This window comes from Sphingobacterium endophyticum (assembly GCF_009733535.1).
GTDB lineage: Bacteria > Bacteroidota > Bacteroidia > Sphingobacteriales > Sphingobacteriaceae > Sphingobacterium > Sphingobacterium endophyticum.
This window is the reverse complement of record NZ_ML771899.1, coordinates 44,970-62,928: the sequence shown is the minus strand read 5'-3', so window position 1 is coordinate 62,928 and position 17,959 is coordinate 44,970. Positions and strand designations below refer to the sequence as shown.

The following is a 17,959-nucleotide window of genomic DNA, read 5'->3' as shown; positions in this document are numbered from 1 at the left end:
CCCTTACCAATTCCATCCTATCATATCCTCCAGTTCCTATAATCCGCTCCTCTGCCAACCAATTCCCCTTTCAATTGTTATCCTATAATGAACACGACCACCAAATCCAAAAAATGGAAAATCTGGATAGCTATTCTTATTGCCTTTACTTTGTTGATAACCGCTGCCCTCTACTTTATTTCCTACAAGCTAGAACCTATGTTGGACAAAAAGCTGAAGGAAGGAATCGCAAAAGCCTCCAATGGATTGTACAGTTTAACATATAGTGATTTGAACTTGGATTTAACTCAAGGAAATATCCGCTTGGAAAACCTGAACCTTCAAAATGACAGTACCGTCTATCTGCAGCTCGACAAGGCAGAGAAAGCACCAAATGCACTTTTTGAAGCAACAGCTCAGCAGTTGAGCATAAACGGGGTAAGTCTTTGGGGAATTCTGATTAATAAGAGAATTGAGATTTCGGATATTGGGCTTGACTCTTTAAAAGGAAAGGTGGTCCTTAATGAAAGGTCCTATAATAATAAAAAAGAAAGCAAGGATCCTTATTCCATAATTAAGGAAAGCTTTAAATCATTGGAAATTCAGAAATTTCGGGCTGAAAGGATGCAAATAGTGATGCAAGACCATTCAAAACAAGGTAATAAACCAAAAATTGTCAAGGGAATAGACCTTGCAATGGAAAACTTTTTGATTGATGAAAATTCAGGAAATGACAGTACTAGATTTTTATATTCTAAGGATCTTTCAATACATATCCCAGAATTTAAAACCACTCTTGATGGCGCTCCATACAGCTTAGGTTTTAAGGAACTTAAATTTAGCGCAAAGGATAAAGATACACGAATATCAAAGTTAGAATTATTGCCAACCATAGATTTGGAGAGTTTTGCCAAAAGAGATAAGTTGAATAAACCTCGAATGGAGCTAAGTTTGGATTCGGTATGGCTTACGGGAATAGATATCCAAAAACTTTGGAAAGAAAAAAGGCTGTTGGCCGACAGTGCACATATTAGCAAGGGACAATTTGATTTAGCAAAAGACAAGCGATACCAATTGGAAAATGTTTCAAAAATAGGACAGTCACCGGCACAGCAACTCATGAAGGTCAATCAAACATTCAGCATCAAAACGGTTAAGGTAAATGGCATTGACCTAAGCTATGCACAAATAAGCGATAAATATGCCCGACAGGGGAAGATAGATTTTAAAAATATCCGCGGAACCTTAAAGAATGTCACAAATGATAAGGCCCTATTAAGGAGAAATAAAGATATGACGGCAGATCTGGTAGGAAATGTTTACGGTAAAGGGACATTATCTGCCTTTTTCACATTTGATATGCTAAGTAAGGCAGGAGATTTTTCCTACAAAGGCGGATTGACAGCGATGACAGTTAGTCCATATAACCGAATATTAGAGCCCCTATTAAATATCCGGCTTGCAGAAGGAAACATTGAGAAAATAACCTTTGACATGCATGGAAATGATGCTAAGAATTGGGGCAAATTCACATTTGACTATAACCGTTTAAAAGTTGATGTCTTGAAGGATCCAGAAAAAGGTCCAGGGAAGAAAGGAATTCTATCCTTTATAGCAAACCGGTTTTTTATCAATGACAGCAATCCCGATGCGAATGGGAAATACCATGTCGCACAAGTGGAATATAATCGAGTCCCCGAACATCCTTTCTTTAAAGTAATATGGAAAAGCCTGCTCCAAGGAATCATTGAATGCACCGGAACAGACCCCAAATACCTACCCGGTATCTAAATGAACCTTAATATCAAATCCGGGTAAACACCCAAGACAATGGTTAAAATGACAGCAACCACGAAGACAACCTGAAAGTTGACCGGCATCGAGACTGTTTGCTCAGCTTCCGATTTCATAAAGTACATATGAACAACCACACGTAGGTAATAATAAACACCTACGGCCGCATTGATGGCAGCTAAAATCAAGAGAACGGTATGATAATCATTCATAACGTTTGAAAACATCATGAATTTACCGATAAAACCGGCAGTTAATGGTATACCCGCTAAAGAAAGCATAGCAATGGTTATGGAGAATGCCAGCCAAGGATTTCTTTTACCCAATCCGTTGAAAGATTCAAAATGATCCGAACCTACCTGACGCTTCACCAGGATCAGTCCACCGAACGCCACGATCGATGCCAATCCATACGCTGCAGAATAGGCAAGTATTCCGGATGCAGAGTTTGCACCGATCGACAGGATGGCAAATAACATATAGCCTGCATGCGAAATACTTGAATAGGCTAGCATGCGTTTGAAACTAGTCTGCATCAGGGCCGTAACGTTTCCAAGGAAAAGGGTAATGATCACCACCGTCAATAAAACTGGAGTCCAAAACTCATTCAATGGAACCAGCACCATACTGAACAGCTTCAAGAAACCCGCAAAGGAGGCAATCTTTACTACCGTACTCATAAAGGTAGTAATCAAGATCGGAGAGCCATCGTATACATCTGGAGTCCAGAAATGGAACGGAGCTGCACCGACTTTAAAACATAATCCTACTAATAATAAGAGGATACCACCATAGAACATGGGAGATATACCCGTCGGATTATCGACAATATGTTGCTTGATGGCCGCCAGATCAAAAGATCCAGTGGAACCATATAACAAGGTAATGCCAAATAATAGAAATCCTGTTGAAAATGCACCCATCAAGAAATACTTCAAGGAAGCTTCGTTAGAGGCTTTATCATTCCTTCGGATACCCGCCAAAATATATAGGGCCACGGACATAATTTCCAGACCTATGAATAGCATCGCAAAATTATGGTATGAACAAACCAAGATTGCGCCAGTAAGCGAAAATAAAATTAAGGTATAGTACTCTGCAATATTATTCGATATTGCCCTAAAGTATTCCTTTGATAGCAAAAGAATCAATATCGTTAGGGCAATGCACAACATGGAGAAGGAAAGCGAAAAATGATCAAAGATAACCATCCCGCTATATAGAGGATCCGCCTCTACATTCCAATAGTATGCTTCAAATCCCAAGGCAAGTAACAAGCCCAATATACTCACAGGCAATAATGCATTTTTGGCCTTATATAAACCTAAATACAGAACTAGTATACCTAACAAAGAAAGCGTAATAATCGCACCCATAATATATCCTTAAACTTGTACTATTTAATATTCTCTAATAATTGTGTAACTGATGCCTCAGAAAGATGAAGTAGGCCATTTGGCAATACACCGATTAAAATAATCAAAATTACCAAAATCGATAATACCAGAACTTCGTATCCGCTGACATCCTTCACTGACATATGACCATCGTTGATCGGTCCAAGCATCGTTTTCTGATAAAAGCGAAGCATATAAACCGCTCCAAAGATCAAGGTTGTTCCTCCGATAACTGCAAACCAAACTCCGTTCCAAGCACTGCCAAATATCCCTTTCAACAATAAGAACTCACCAATAAATCCATTGGTCAAAGGAAGTCCGACTGCCCCCATGATGATAATTAAAAAGGCAATCGCCAAGATTGGCATATTGCTCGCTAAGCCTCCAAGGTCCGACAAGTCCCTCGTACCCGTTCTACGTTGTATGATATCAATAACGAAGAACAGCCCCACTACCGAAATACCATGGTTGATCATCTGAAGGATCGCGCCCTGTATTCCCTCCTGTGTGAATGAAAAGATTCCAGCGGCAATTAAACCTACGTGGGCGATCGAAGAATAGGCAATTAATCGTTTTGCATCCTTCATTTTAAAGGCTATGATCGATCCATAGACAACACCGATAATCCCCATTATTAGGGCTATATTACCATATTGCATAACCGCTTCGGGCGTTAAGGGCAACAACCAGCGTAATAGTCCAAATAAACCCATCTTCAACATGATACCCGACAGTAACATCGTTCCCGTACTTGGCGCATGGGTGTATGTATCGGGCTGCCAGGAATGTAATGGAAATAATGGAATCTTAATGGCAAAAGCTATGAAAAATGCCCAAAAAACCCAATTCTGTGCCCCTTCAGTTAATTCCAACCCGGTAAGTGCCGTCCAGGACATTGCTCTTCCGCCTGTTTGTTGATATAAATAGATAATTGCTATCAACATTAATAGGCTTCCGAAGAACGTATAGACGAAGAATTTAAGATTGACTTTGATTCGATCCCCATCGCCCCAAAGTGCACAGATAAAATAAATCGGTATTAATGCAGCTTCCCATCCTACGTAAAACGAAAAGGCATCCAGCGATATAAATACCAAGACTAAGCCCGCCTGCATAAACGAAACCAAACCATAAAATCCACCTTTTTGATCGTGGCCAAAACTCGCCAGTATAATAAGTGGAATTAATCCGTTCGTTAAAATAAGCATCGGTAAACTGATTCCATCTAAGCCAATTTGAAATTGAATTCCCAAACTGTTAATCCAATCCCAGGATGCAGCAAACTGTACACTTGCATCCGGAACAAAATGACAGATAAATGGAATGGTTAAGCCTAATTGAATAAGTGACAGTACCAACGCAGCCCATTTTGCTGAGCTCGTTTTGATAAAGGCTAAGATAATAGCGCTTATTACAGGTAATAATAGCAGTATAATAAGGTTGTCCATTGATTCCTAAATTCTGTTCTAGATAGTAAATAATCCATATAACATGAAGGCTATTACTCCAACAACCATCATGAATATATAAAACCCAACATTTCCACTTTGCAATTGACGGATCCCCTTCCCTGAGGAAACAAATAGGTCGCCAATACCATTTACCAAACGGTCGATCCCTAATTTCTCCACATATGTATGTAGAAACTTCGAAAGACCATTCAGAGGACGTACAAATAACGTATCATATATTTGATCGATGTACAATTTATGATACGAAAGTTTATATAATCCACTTTGTTCCGAACTACCGTCCGCTTCTGGTATTTCTGATTTTTTAACGTATTTATTATAGGCAAACAAAGCCATAATAATTGCGCCCAATGCTGAGGCGCCCATTAGAATGTATTCAGTACTATGGGATAGATGGAAAGGTTCAACAACAGCATTGGTTTGTGCAAATACTGGACTTAGGAAATCTGCTAACCATGTGCCTCCATGTAGGGCTTCAGGCAAATTGATGACGCCTCCAAGCACGGATAGCACCGCCAATACGATCAACGGAATCGTCATCTGAACCGGTGACTCATGTAGATGATGTTTCTGGTTTTCTGTTCCTCTGAATGATCCAAAAAAAGTCAGGTATAATAACCTAAACATATAAAATGCGGTACATAATGCACCTAGAAAACCTAATCCCCAAAATAATGGACTTGCAACAAAGGCATGGGCTAAGATCTCATCCTTTGAAAAGAAACCCGAAAATGGCGGAATCCCAGCAATAGCAATCGTTCCGATCAACATCGTGATATAGGTAATTGGTAAATACTTTTTCAATCCACCCATCGAACGCATATCCTGCTCATCACTCATCGCATGGATAACCGAACCCGCCCCTAAGAATAATAATGCCTTGAAAAATGCATGCGTCAAAACATGGAAAAATGCTCCTGTAAATGCTCCAACACCTAAGCCTAAGAACATATACCCTAGTTGGGATACCGTAGAATAGGCCAATACCTTCTTGATATCATTCTGTGTAATAGCAATAAATGCTGCAATTAGTGCTGTTGCTACCCCAATGATGGCAATCAGCTGCATCGTTACAGGTGATAAAGTGAACATAATATTAGAACGTGCTATCATATAGATCCCTGCCGTTACCATCGTAGCAGCATGGATCAACGCCGAAACCGGGGTTGGTCCTGCCATCGCATCCGGAAGCCAGGTAAATAATGGAATCTGTGCCGATTTTCCTGTTGCCGCAACAAATAACAATAAGGTAATTACCAGTAAGGTTGAATCTCCCATAGCTAATTGACCCGCAGCAGGGAAAACCTCCTGGAATTCTAAAGATCCAAAGTTCACGAGGATGAAAAACATCGCAATTAGAAACCCCAAGTCCCCAATACGGTTCATAACAAAGGCCTTCTTCGCCGCCTTCGCATAATTGCTGTTCTTAAACCAAAATCCAATCAAAAGATACGAACATAAGCCGACACCTTCCCAGCCTATAAACATTACTAAATAATTCGACCCAAGGACCAATATCAACATAAAGAAGATAAATAGATTCAGATATGAAAAGTACTTTCCAAATCCCCCATCATGTGCCATATAGCCAACGGAATACAGGTGGATCAAAAAACCAACACCTGTAATAATCAATAACATAATGGAGCTTAATGGATCGACCAAAAAGCTGATATTGAAATTAAAGCTCCCAACTGTAAACCAGTTAAATACCTCCTGATAGATAATTCCTTCTCCCCCCGCCAGGCGAGCATCATATACTTCCTTAAATATTCCGCAGCTTAGTAAAAACGAAATCAAGATGGTTCCACAACCTATGATGGATATCAATGGCTTCGGACTGCTCTTGCGTACAAGTCCGATCATCAAAAATCCTAATAAAGGTATTAAGGGAAGCATCCAAATGAATTCTTTCATATTTAGTTCTCTCTTAAAATTCTAATTTTTACCACCTCAGTTTATTCAGGGATTCGATGTCCACTGATTTGGTATTTCTATAAACCATAATGATTATCGCAAGGCCAACCGCAACTTCTGCCGCGGCCAATGCCATAATAAAAAACACAAATACCTGCCCGCTTGGATCCCCAAGATAAGCCGAAAATGCAGCTAATAATAAGTTCACCGAATTCAACATCAATTCAATGGACATCATAATGATAATAACATTCCTACGGATCAATACCCCTATCACACCGATCACGAATATGATGCTGCAGAATATTAAATAATGGTTCAGGGGAATACCCTGCATATTTTCAAGTAAATTACCCATTTTGATTCGTTCGTGTTTCTTTCTTTGCCAATAATACTGCACCTACCATCGCCGTCAATAATAATATCGATGACAGCTCAAAAGGTAGTAGGAAATCCTTAAATAATACTTTTCCTAAATTCTTTACCAATCCAATATCCGCATGACCCTGTACAAATTCATTGTTCGTCTCCAAGACCCTAAAAGCTCCTAAAAAAGTTACCAAAAGGCACATTCCCGCTATCACTCCCATGAATTTGACCAAATGCGACTTCATCGGTTCGGTATCCTTATTGAGGTTCAGCAACATCAATACAAATAAAAACAGAACCATAATCGCTCCCATGTAAACAATAAAGTTTACAACCGCCAAAAACTGCGCATTCAATAAAATGTAATGAACCGTAAATGTAAAAAAGGTAATAACAAGGTAAAGCACACTATGTACCGGATTCTTTGTGAAGATGGTCATCAACGCAAAAAATATAGATAAAAAGGCTACAAAATAAAATATAGTCATAGGTTATGCTTGCTGGTTTTGTGATAATTTGGTGATATCAAATTTTGGTTCCAACAATTTGTCTTTCCCATAAATAAAATCCTTACGTAAATAATCTGCTGTTACATGCTTACCATCTAAATAAATGGCTTCCTTAGGACATGCTTCTTCACATAGCCCACAAAATATGCATCGCAGCATATTAATTTCATAAACAACGGCGTATTTTTCTTCCCTATATAAATTCTCCTCCCCCTTCTTACGCTCCGCTGCGGTCATCGTAATGGCTTCCGCCGGACAGGACAGCGCACATAGGCCACAGGCCGTACAACGCTCCCTACCCTGCTCATCGCGCTTTAAGGAATGCTGACCCCTAAAATTCTTAGAATATGGTCTAATCTCCTCCGGATACTTAACCGTAGGAATCTTCTTAAAGAAGTGCTTTATGGTAATCGATAAACCCTTCGCTATGGCAGGTAAATAGATACGCTCCCAAAAGCTCATCGGTTTCTGCTCTAATACTTTCTTTCTATTTGATAACGACTGCATTTCCCTCCCTATTAAAAGTAAGTGTCCTTAACTATGGTAATAATTCCTGTTAACACAATATTTGCAATGGCCAATGGAATTAACATCTTCCAACCCAAATTCATCAATTGATCATACCTAAATCTTGGCAACGTCCATCTTACCCACATAAAGAAAAAGATAAAGCCAAAAATCTTCAAAAAGAAGGCAATCACACCAAGGATGGTAATCCAATTCTCGGAAAGTCCGAGATCATACATAAATGGGAAATTATAACCCCCAAAATATAGTGCGGCCATCAACGATGAGGACACAAACATGTTTATATATTCCGAGAACATATACAATCCCAATTTCATCGATGAATATTCGGTATGATATCCCCCAACTAATTCGGTCTCACATTCAGGTAAGTCAAAGGGAACACGGTTACATTCCGCAAAGGCACAGGTCATAAAAATCAGGAAGCCTAAGGGTTGAACCCAGATATTCCAATTTACAAATCCCGATTGCTGGGCAACGATCTCTCCGATCGATAAGGTACCGGTTACCATTAATAATGCTATCAGGGATAATCCCATCGCAATCTCGTAACTGATACTCTGAGAAGCCGCACGGATTGCTCCCATTAATGAAAACTTATTGTTGGATGCCCAACCACCCAGCATAATTCCATACACGCCTAGGGCAATTACACCAAAAATGTAGAGAACACCAATATTCACATCCGCAACCTGCAGTTTAATCGCTTGATCGCCGATGGTCAGGGTCTGACCCCATGGAATTACCGCCGAACTGATACAGGCCGTAATAATGGCAATCGTTGGTCCCAAAATAAATAAGGTCTTATGAGCTCCCGCCGGAATGATCTCCTCCTTGAAGAAGAACTTACCACCATCACATAATGGTTGTAGAAGTCCAAATAAACCCGCACGGTCAGGGCCGTAACGGTCCTGCATAAATCCCGCAATCTTCCGTTCCGCAAGGGTGGAATACATCGCAATTACCAACGTCACAACGAAGATAATCACCACTAAAATTAATTTCTCTAATATAAAGGCCGTTTCCATCTTCCCGCTTTATTTTAATTTTTCAGATCGTGCCAACTGTTCCACATTCGCCTCCTGTAATACCGGGTTGTCCTGAATCACATGTGGTGGATCAAATTGTAAATAATGATTCGAAGCAATCACCGATTGATCGCTGATCTTCGTAGGCTCCTCAAGCTTCCAGTCATCGGTACGCTTTGTCTCAAATCTACAGGTATCGCAGATGAAATCCTCAACCTCATTGTGCTCATCCTTACGACCCGTTACACGGATGACATCTGGCCCCTTGTACCATAAAGTCACTTTTCCTGTACATTTTGGACAGTCACGATGTGCATTTACAGGCTTTGTAAACCAAACCCGGTTCTTAAACCTAAAGGTCTTATCCGTTAAGGCCCCTACCGGACAAACATCAATCACGTTCCCAATGAAATCATGATCCAATGCCTCATGTATATAAGTCGAAATCTCCGCATGGTCCCCACGGAATAAAATACCATGTTCCCGTTTGTTGGTCAGCTGATTCGCAACATATACACAGCGATAGCATAGAATACAACGATTCATATGCAATTGAATCTTATCGCCGATATCGATACGCTCAAAGGTGCGTCGCTCAAATTCATACCTGGTTTTCTCAGCTCCATGCTCATAGCTCAGATCCTGTAACTTACATTCTCCCGCTTGATCACATACCGGACAGTCTAATGGATGGTTGATCAATAACATCTCAACAACCGCCTTGCGCGCATCGACAACCTCAGGGGAGGTAATATTCAGGACCTCCATGCCGTCCATAACCGTCGTACGGCACGAAGCCACTAACTTCGGCATCGGACGAGGATCCTTCTCTGAACCTTTGCTCACCTTAACTAAACACGTACGGCACTTACCGCCAGTGCCCTCCAACTTCGAATAATAACACATTGCAGGCGGAACAATCTCGCCCCCAATCTGTCTCGCAGCGTTTAATATCGTTGTTCCCGGAGCAACTTCTATCGTTATTCCGTCTATTGTAACTTTAAAATTTTGAACTTCTTCTGCCATTGTAGCTCTTTCTTAATTGCTCCACTTATTCCGTAACCGGTACCAATGGATCTGCATAATGTGCCAAACCGTAGTTTCCTTGTAATGACGCCTCTGGATTTAGGATATGCCATTCAAACTCATCCCTGAAATGGCGTATTGCCGCAGCAACAGGCCATGCCGCCGCATCTCCTAATGGACAGATCGTATTTCCCTCAATCTTTTGCTGAACCTGCCATAACAAGTCAATATCCGACATGTCCCCATGTCCATGCTCGATCTTGTAAAGAATCTTTTCCATCCAGCCTGTACCCTCACGGCATGGTGAACATTGTCCACAACTCTCATGCCTGTAAAAACGCGTATAATTATAGGTATTGCGAACAATACACTGATCTTCATCAAACACAATAAATCCGCCAGAACCCATTGCTGTACCACTCACAAAACCTCCATCTGCCAATGATTCATAGGTCATTAACCTAGGTTCGCCTTTCATTGTCTTTAATATCAGGTTAGCCGGCAATATCGGAACTGATGACCCTCCAGCGACTACAGCCTTCAACCGCTTCCCGTTCGCCATTCCTCCACAATATTCATCAGAGAAAATAAACTCCTCAACAGGTAAGCCCATCTCAATCTCATAAACTCCCGGCTTCGCAATATTTCCTGAAGCGGAGATCAATTTTGTACCTGTACTACGCTCAATACCAATCTTCGCATATTCTTCCCCTCCATCATTCACAATTGGAACCGTCGCCGCTATAGACTCAACATTGTTTACAACGGTCGGACAGCCATATAATCCAGCAACTGCTGGAAAAGGAGGTTTTATCCTCGGATTCCCGCGTTTTCCTTCTAAGGATTCTAGTAAGGCAGTCTCTTCTCCACAGATATACGCACCGCCTCCTGGCTGAACGTAGATCTCTAAATCATAGCCCGTACCTAATATATTCTTTCCTAAAAATCCCGCTGCTTTAGCTTCTTCAATGGCCTTCTCCATAATTCGGATCTGTGGCATCATCTCCCCACGGATATAGATATAGGAGGTATGTGCTCCAAGAGCATAGCTTGAAACAATCATTCCCTCAATCAAAGCATGTGGAATATAAGTCATTAAATAACGATCCTTAAAGGTTCCCGGCTCCGATTCATCCCCATTACATACCAAATAACGCGGAACACCTTCGGGCTTCGCCAAAAAACTCCACTTCATCCCCGTAGGAAATCCTGCCCCTCCTCTTCCTCGTAAACCAGACTTCTTAACCTCCTCAACAACATCTTCCGCAGTCATACTCTTCAATGCCTTCTCTACAGCACGGTAGCCCCCCTTCTCACGATAGACAGCAAATGTGTTGATACCCGGCACATTGATATGTTCTAATAATAACTTACGTCCCATATGATTAAGCCTCGCTTTTTGATTTTTCCTTTAAATCACTGATTAATTGATCCACACTTTCAGGAGTCAGCTGCTCATAAAACGTATAACTAGGTCCGATCTGTAATACAGGACCATAGCCACACGCTGCCAAACATTCTACCCCACGCCAGGAAAACAAACCATCATCGGTAACCTCGCCTTCCTTAACCCCTAGCTTATCTTCAATATGTGCCATAATCTTCTCTGCACCTACCAAACAACATGGGCCCGTACGGCATACCTCTAAAGTGTATTTACCATGGGGCTGTAAAAAGTACATGCTATAAAACGTCGCAACCTCAAAAACCTCAATTGGCTCTATACTTAAATAGGTCGCCACTTTCTCCATTGCATCTACACTTAACCATTCATACTCAGCTTGCACCAAATGCAAGATCGGCAATAAGGCTGACTTTTGCTTCCCTTCTGGATAGCGAGATACAACCTCTGAAAATTTATCCAAAAGTGTCGTCGAAAATTCGACAATCATATTTTCTTTAACACTAAGCATCTAATTCACCTGCTATTACGTTCAAACTACTCATATTAATAATCGCATCAGAAATCAACATGCCGCTGCTCATCGGTGCAAACATCTGATAATTGATAAACGATGGCCTTCTAAAGTGAAGTCGGTAAGGTGTCCTGCCTCCGTCACTGATTAAATAGAATCCCAACTCCCCATTTGCTCCCTCAACCGCATGATAAACCTCATTCTTCGGAGCATCCCATTCTCCCATAACAATCTTGAAATGGTAGATTAAGGCCTCCATACTCGTATATACCTGCTCCTTAGGTGGCAGATAGAAATCTGGAACATCCGCATGGAATATTCCCTTCGGTTCTTTATCTATTTTGTCCAATGCCTGCTCAATAATCCGCATCGACTGCCACATCTCCTCATTCCTGACCATGAAACGATCATAAACATCCCCATTCGTACCTACAGGAACCTCAAAATCAAACTCCTCGTAAGAACAATATGGTGAATGCGCACGAACATCATAATCTATACCCGTCGCCCGTAAAATCGGCCCTGACCAACTGTAGTCCAATGCTTCCTCTGGGGTTACCGCAGCAACATTCGAGGTACGCTCAATAAATATTCGGTTTCGGTCAAACAGCTCCTGGAATTCCTTCAATACCGGCGGGAAACGAACTAAAAACTCGCGAATCTTTGCAAAAGCAACATCATTAAAATCACGCTCAAATCCGCCAATACGACCAATATTCGTCGTTAATCTCGCACCACATATTTCCTCGTAAATCTCATAGATAAATTCCCGTTCTTGCATCACATACAAAAACCCAGAAAATGCTCCCGTATCAACTCCAAGAATACCGTTGCAGATAATATGGTCCGCAATACGGGCAAGCTCCATAACGATCACCCGCATATATTGAACCCGCTTGGGAATCTCAATATCCAATAATTTCTCAACCGTCATATGCCAACCCATATTGTTGATCGGCGATGAACAGTAATTCAGACGGTCTGTTAATGGCGTAATTTGATAAAATGGACGGTGTTCCGCAATTTTCTCAAATGCCCTATGGATATAACCTATCGTCGAAACACCACTTACAATGCGCTCCCCATCGATCTGAACAACGTTTTGAAAGACACCATGCGTCGCAGGATGCGTAGGACCTATGTTTAGGGTCACCAGGTCTTCCTGAGGATCATTATCCTCCAATACCGGTGCATTATGTGATATTCTTGTAATTGATTTACTCATGATTGCCTTTCTTATCGCCCAAAATAAAAATCCTTCTTGTCAACACGGTTAGGATCTTCCAATGGATATTCCTTACGCATCGGAAAAACACCCAATTCATCCATATTCAAGATCCTTCTCAAATCTGGGTGACCTTCGAAGATAATCCCAAAGAAATCGTAGGTTTCCCTTTCCATCCAGTTCGCTCCGTTCCATAAAACCGTGGCGCTCGCGATCGTTGGATTCTCCTTCTCTAAAAAAACTTTGATACGGATCCTTACATTATGAACCAAGCTATGCACATGGTAAACCACGGCATAAGGTTTTTCGCGCTCAGGATGATGAACTGCCGTAATATCCGTCAAATAGATAAACTGCATCGAATCATCTTCCTTAATGCTTCTCAGTACTTCTATAATATGATCCTTATGGGTTTCGACCGTAAGTAGTCCTTTAGGTTCTGATATATGGGTTATCCCATCGCCAAATTGTGACTTCAGCTTTTCGATAACCGTTTCATTTGTCAACTTATCCATTATCTGTAACGATTCCGTACTTTTCTAATAATGCTTTATATTCCGGCGTATTTCTCCGGTTCAGCGATTCGTTCTTTACAATATCCTGCAGCCTTAAAACGCCGTCTAAGATCGCTTCCGGGCGTGGCGGACATCCAGGAACATATACGTCTACCGGAATGATCTCATCGATTCCCTGTAGAACGGAATAGGTATCAAAAATACCACCGCTTGACGCACAGGCACCCACGGCGATCACCCAGCGTGGCTCTGCCATCTGCACATACACCTGCTTTAGTACTGGAGCCATCTTCTTAGCAATCGTGCCCATCACAAGCAGCATATCCGCTTGCCTAGGCGAAAAACTAGGCCTCTCAGCACCAAACCTCGCTAAATCATACGTCGATCCCATCGTAGCCATAAACTCAATCCCACAACAGGAAGTTGCAAATGGCAATGGCCATAACGAATTAGCTCGCGCTAATCCTATGGCTTTATCCAATGTTGTCGCAAAAAATCCCGCTCCTTCAACTCCTGGAGGCGCATCTGATAAGGTAATATTACTCATCTTCTAAAATTATTAGCCCCACTGAATCCATTAACCAAACGGTTAATCCCAATCCAATGCCTTCTTTTTAATGATATAAATAAACCCTAAAAGCAATAAGCCCATGAAAACGAACATCTCAAGCAATCCCTGTACACCAAATTCCCTGAAATTAACAGCCCATGGATACATAAAGATGACCTCGATATCGAAAATCACAAACAGGATAGCAACCAAAAAATATTTAATTGAAAACGGCTGTCGCGCATTACCAACAACCTCAATGCCTGACTCGAATGAGCCCAGCTTGTTCTCGGTTCGAACCTTCGGCCCAATCAAATGCGTACCAATAATCGTGGTAACACCAAAACCGACGGCCACAGCCAATTGAATTAATATAGGAATATAATCTATAGGCGCACTTTGCCCAGCTAATCCATCCATATCTCTAGTTTATTGCTATTAGTAGTCTAACAAAAATAACAATTTATGTGAATAAAAAAAGGAAGCTAGATTACTATCCCGCCCCTTTTTGTTATTTTGAATCATTTTAAATTAGGGAAGAGACAGGGAGACATAAGACATTAGACCTAAGAGCCGAGATAGTTTGATTGTAGAATATTGAGATAAGGGTTGGGAGAGTTTAACGTAGAATATTGAAATTGTCTTAAGATATAATAGTGTATGACAAAATCCCATTGGGATGGCGTATCTATAGCCAGATCTTTATGGTCTGGATAAATGATAATTACAAAAACAACTCCATAGGAGTGACATATTTCCCAATAATAACTCATTTACGATCCTAAAAATGGCTTCCTCGACAATCCTTCGGCCCTTCGACAGCCCTTCGACGGTTCGTCGGGACTTCGACAAGCTCAGTCACCGAAGGTGTAAACCCTTCACCAAATTTCACCAAAAAAAGGCTCTGGAAAAATTCCAGAGCCTCTATAAATTATAGACCTAATAAACTAAACAGACTCTAATGTCTAATGTCTATTGTCTAACGTCTATCCTCTACTTAACCGCTTCAATCATTTGCGTAGCAAACGGATCACCCGGTTTCAAGCTTAATGTTTTGTCAAACTCAGCTTTAGCTTTAGCATTGTCACCTTTCAAGTATGCATAGTAACCGATATAGTTATGTGCATCTGCAGCATAAGTTTTGTTTGCTTCATCATCAGCTTTTCCTGAAGCATCAATTGCAGCCAATAATTGCGTAAATGAATCTACGAAAATACCTTTTGCATTCTCAGGAGCATACATAATGTTGTCTAATGCTAATTCTGTCAATCCTTTGTAGTACAAAGCTGGAAGTTTATACTTGTCAACAACTTCTTTTTTCTCCGCAGCGGCAACAAGTCCTAAAGATTTAACAGCAGCTTCCAAATGAGGTTTAGCCTCGTTTAATTTCTCTGCAGCTTGCTCAGGAGTATATTCAGTACCTTCAGGTGCAGTAACGATTTTCGAACCGATACCATACTCAATCTGTCCTAAATAAAAGTTTGAGTCAAAGAAGTAATCGGAGCTATCATTGCTTGCTGGAACTGCGAAGATCTTAGACGCAATTTCGTTCTCTCCATTCTTGAAGTATTCAAATGCTGTTTCTGAGATTTCTTCATCGTAGTTCTCATCTTCAGTTTGTTTAGTTTCAGCTACTTTCAATAATTCAGCACCTTTTGCAGCATCACCTGCCACTAAGTTAGCTAAACCTGCATATAAGTAGTCACGACCAATTAAACGTGAAGTGTCAACCTTGCTGAATAACGTATTCATATATTCCAATGATTTCGCATAATCTTTATCCTGCAAGAATGCAATATAACCTAAGTAACGGTAAACTTTTGCGTCAACCCCTTCGATAGTCGATAATTGTTGAGCAACAGTCTTCAATTCATCATAGTTACCTGAATATACCAAGAAGTCAGCGTAACGAACTTTCGCATCTGTTGATGCATCTCCAGTTAAGGAAAGATATTTTTTATAGTTCTCAACTGCTTTTTGGTTGATCTCACGGTATTTATCTTCTGGTGCTTTGATTGATGACAGGTAATAGGTCTCAGCCAATTCACGGTAGATTGGTCCATAGTTAGGATTCTCTCCTGACAAGGTAGTCAATTGATCAATTACAGCATCATAAGCCTGTGCTCTTCTTGAAATAATTGCCTGTCCAATCTTTGGAGCCAATAAATCAGGATCGATACCCAATGCATCACGGTAGGCTACGAATGCAGGGCTACTTTCACGTAATCCAGCATATGCGTCCCCCAATGCCGTAGGAATCAAAGCGTCCTTAGCATTCATTTCCTTAGCTCTGGTCAAATACTCCACCGCTTTTTTGTAGTCAGGCTTTGGAGCATCGATGTATCCCCTACCGATATAATAAAGAACTTCGTACTCTTTCTTGCCCAATCCTTGGGTAGCTTCTGCAAATTTAGTCTCTGCTGCACTTACATTGCCTTTTTCAAGGTCTACAACACCTAAACCTACAGTATTCAATTTCTCCTTAGGAGCATTAGTAACACCTTCTTGAAAAACGACCTGTGCCGAATCGATCTTGTCGTTGATCAAGTGAATTTGTCCTAAATAAAAATAATTCTCACCATCTTTTGCCTTTTTCTGAACCAAATTCTGCAACATAGCTTTAGCTTTGTCATATTGTTCAGCTTGCATTGCAGCCTTTGCGTCTTTGATACTCTGAGCTTGTGCCGCTCCTGTAGCAACAGCGCCCGCAACTAAAAGGCTTAAAAATAATTTGCTGTTTGTCATAATCTGTTATTTACTCTTTGTTATAAACTAATTTATGTTGTCTTCTCTGATAATAATCTCTCTTCCCGGCATAGTTACCGGCAATAAACCGTATTTAAGAACAATCCGCTGGCCACGATCCCCCGTCATAAAGGCAGAAAATCCAATTCCCAATCCCATATTCGGTTGATAGTTTAGTACATGAAACTCTGTCTTCAACGCGTATTCATCGGTAGCAAAAGTTGTCTGCGACGGCTTAAAATAGCCTAAGCTCTTGCCGTCCTTCAAACTTTGAAGGCTTAAGATACGAATTTTATTTTCTTCTCCAAACTGCTTTACACAATCTAAATATTGCCCATAAGAAATCACTCCTATACTGTTGGCATCCTTCAGAACCTCCTCTAAAACCTCTTTTGAAGATTTCATCCCCCTTACCGATTGGCCCGACACCTTATCCAATTTCGCAAATTCCTTCACTTTACGGAAGGTGCTCGAGTTTACATTGTCGAAAACCAAACGCTTTCCGCCGGTCGAAGTGCCCTTCAATATTGAACTTAACGTATTTAAATCAATTGAAGTATCTGCAGCATTTAAATTACTAAAAAAAACGACCCCATCATAAAATGCTGGAAACGTTCTGGGCGTAATCTTTCTGCCACTAAAGCCAGCATTCTCTTCTTTACTCAACAATCTAGCCAAAACAGCAATATTCGCCTGACCCTGCATTAAGGCATTGATCGCCTCCCGCTCCGGTAGGGGAACCAATTTGATGTTCGCATTGACATACGATGTTTTGAATACATCAGCCTGCTCCAGCATAATGGGCAGTATCGCCTCATCCACGATCACCGTTAACTCTCCTGTTAGGATGTCATCCTTAGAACTGCCTGATCCACTTTTGCTACTATCGGAGCCATCCTGTCCTCTCCGCTGCGAACAAGAAACCCCAATACCCAAAATGAGAACCATAACAATTGTATTCCAAAGTGTACGCTTCATATTACTTATGA

General features: G+C 41.0%; 17 protein-coding genes. 1 reads left to right on the top strand and 16 read right to left on the bottom strand.

Annotation, left to right across the window (positions count from 1 at the left end):
* The first annotated feature begins 87 nt into the window (after positions 1-87).
* A complete protein-coding gene (locus E0Y80_RS00285; RefSeq protein WP_156305333.1) occupies positions 88-1,770 on the top strand; it encodes an AsmA family protein in 1,683 nt (560 codons plus the stop codon).
* Here E0Y80_RS00285 and E0Y80_RS00280 read toward each other — a convergent pair.
* The 16 genes from E0Y80_RS00280 to E0Y80_RS00205 all read right to left on the bottom strand — a co-directional run bounded on the left by E0Y80_RS00280 (position 1,767) and on the right by E0Y80_RS00205 (position 17,948).
* Positions 1,767-3,149 carry an NADH-quinone oxidoreductase subunit N gene (locus E0Y80_RS00280; RefSeq protein ID WP_156305332.1) on the bottom strand — a complete coding sequence of 461 codons (1,383 nt, stop codon included), beginning with the start codon at positions 3,147-3,149 and terminating at the stop codon, positions 1,767-1,769. The genes E0Y80_RS00285 and E0Y80_RS00280 overlap by 4 nt on opposite strands.
* 20 nt (positions 3,150-3,169) lie before the next feature.
* On the bottom strand, positions 3,170-4,618 hold the full coding sequence (locus E0Y80_RS00275; RefSeq protein WP_156305331.1) for a complex I subunit 4 family protein: 1,449 nt from the start codon (positions 4,616-4,618) through the stop codon (positions 3,170-3,172).
* Between the two features lie 18 nt (positions 4,619-4,636).
* The gene (gene nuoL / locus E0Y80_RS00270; protein WP_156305330.1) at positions 4,637-6,559 is read right to left on the bottom strand and encodes an NADH-quinone oxidoreductase subunit L; all 1,923 of its coding nucleotides are present in this window, start codon (positions 6,557-6,559) and stop codon (positions 4,637-4,639) included.
* A 28-nt stretch (positions 6,560-6,587) separates the two neighbouring features.
* Positions 6,588-6,917 (bottom strand): NADH-quinone oxidoreductase subunit NuoK, encoded by a 330-nt coding sequence (gene nuoK / locus E0Y80_RS00265; RefSeq protein ID WP_156305329.1) that lies wholly within the window; start codon positions 6,915-6,917, stop codon positions 6,588-6,590.
* On the bottom strand, positions 6,910-7,416 hold the full coding sequence (locus tag E0Y80_RS00260; protein ID WP_156305328.1) for an NADH-quinone oxidoreductase subunit J family protein: 507 nt from the start codon (positions 7,414-7,416) through the stop codon (positions 6,910-6,912). The genes nuoK and E0Y80_RS00260 overlap by 8 nt, the downstream gene beginning before the upstream one ends.
* A 3-nt stretch (positions 7,417-7,419) precedes the next feature.
* Positions 7,420-7,944: a NuoI/complex I 23 kDa subunit family protein gene (locus E0Y80_RS00255; protein ID WP_099370478.1), complete on the bottom strand. Its 525-nt coding sequence runs from the start codon at positions 7,942-7,944 to the stop codon at positions 7,420-7,422.
* An 11-nt stretch (positions 7,945-7,955) separates the two neighbouring features.
* Positions 7,956-8,993 (bottom strand): NADH-quinone oxidoreductase subunit NuoH, encoded by a 1,038-nt coding sequence (gene nuoH, locus E0Y80_RS00250; RefSeq protein ID WP_156305327.1) that lies wholly within the window; start codon positions 8,991-8,993, stop codon positions 7,956-7,958.
* Positions 8,994-9,002: 9 nt separating this feature from the next.
* On the bottom strand, positions 9,003-10,019 hold the full coding sequence (locus E0Y80_RS00245; RefSeq protein ID WP_156305326.1) for an NADH-quinone oxidoreductase subunit G: 1,017 nt from the start codon (positions 10,017-10,019) through the stop codon (positions 9,003-9,005).
* Positions 10,020-10,044: 25 nt separating this feature from the next.
* Positions 10,045-11,400: an NADH-quinone oxidoreductase subunit NuoF gene (nuoF, locus tag E0Y80_RS00240; RefSeq protein WP_156305325.1), complete on the bottom strand. Its 1,356-nt coding sequence runs from the start codon at positions 11,398-11,400 to the stop codon at positions 10,045-10,047.
* A 4-nt stretch (positions 11,401-11,404) separates the two neighbouring features.
* The gene (locus E0Y80_RS00235; RefSeq protein ID WP_156305324.1) at positions 11,405-11,932 is read right to left on the bottom strand and encodes an NADH-quinone oxidoreductase subunit NuoE family protein; all 528 of its coding nucleotides are present in this window, start codon (positions 11,930-11,932) and stop codon (positions 11,405-11,407) included.
* Complete coding sequence (locus tag E0Y80_RS00230) at positions 11,925-13,160, bottom strand: NADH-quinone oxidoreductase subunit D (protein ID WP_197091419.1); 1,236 nt, start codon at positions 13,158-13,160, stop codon at positions 11,925-11,927. The genes E0Y80_RS00235 and E0Y80_RS00230 overlap by 8 nt, the downstream gene beginning before the upstream one ends.
* Before the next feature lie 11 nt (positions 13,161-13,171).
* On the bottom strand, positions 13,172-13,675 hold the full coding sequence (locus E0Y80_RS00225) for an NADH-quinone oxidoreductase subunit C (protein ID WP_156305323.1): 504 nt from the start codon (positions 13,673-13,675) through the stop codon (positions 13,172-13,174).
* The gene (locus E0Y80_RS00220) at positions 13,668-14,222 is read right to left on the bottom strand and encodes an NADH-quinone oxidoreductase subunit B (protein ID WP_156305322.1); all 555 of its coding nucleotides are present in this window, start codon (positions 14,220-14,222) and stop codon (positions 13,668-13,670) included. Before E0Y80_RS00220 ends, E0Y80_RS00225 begins: the two co-directional genes overlap by 8 nt.
* Positions 14,223-14,264: 42 nt before the next feature.
* Entirely contained in the window at positions 14,265-14,645 is a 381-nt protein-coding gene (locus tag E0Y80_RS00215; RefSeq protein ID WP_156305321.1) for an NADH-quinone oxidoreductase subunit A, read from the bottom strand.
* Between the two features lie 573 nt (positions 14,646-15,218).
* Entirely contained in the window at positions 15,219-16,970 is a 1,752-nt protein-coding gene (locus tag E0Y80_RS00210; protein WP_156305320.1) for a tetratricopeptide repeat protein, read from the bottom strand.
* A 27-nt stretch (positions 16,971-16,997) separates the two neighbouring features.
* The gene (locus tag E0Y80_RS00205) at positions 16,998-17,948 is read right to left on the bottom strand and encodes a PstS family phosphate ABC transporter substrate-binding protein (RefSeq protein WP_156305319.1); all 951 of its coding nucleotides are present in this window, start codon (positions 17,946-17,948) and stop codon (positions 16,998-17,000) included.
* Between the last annotated feature and the right edge of the window lie 11 nt (positions 17,949-17,959).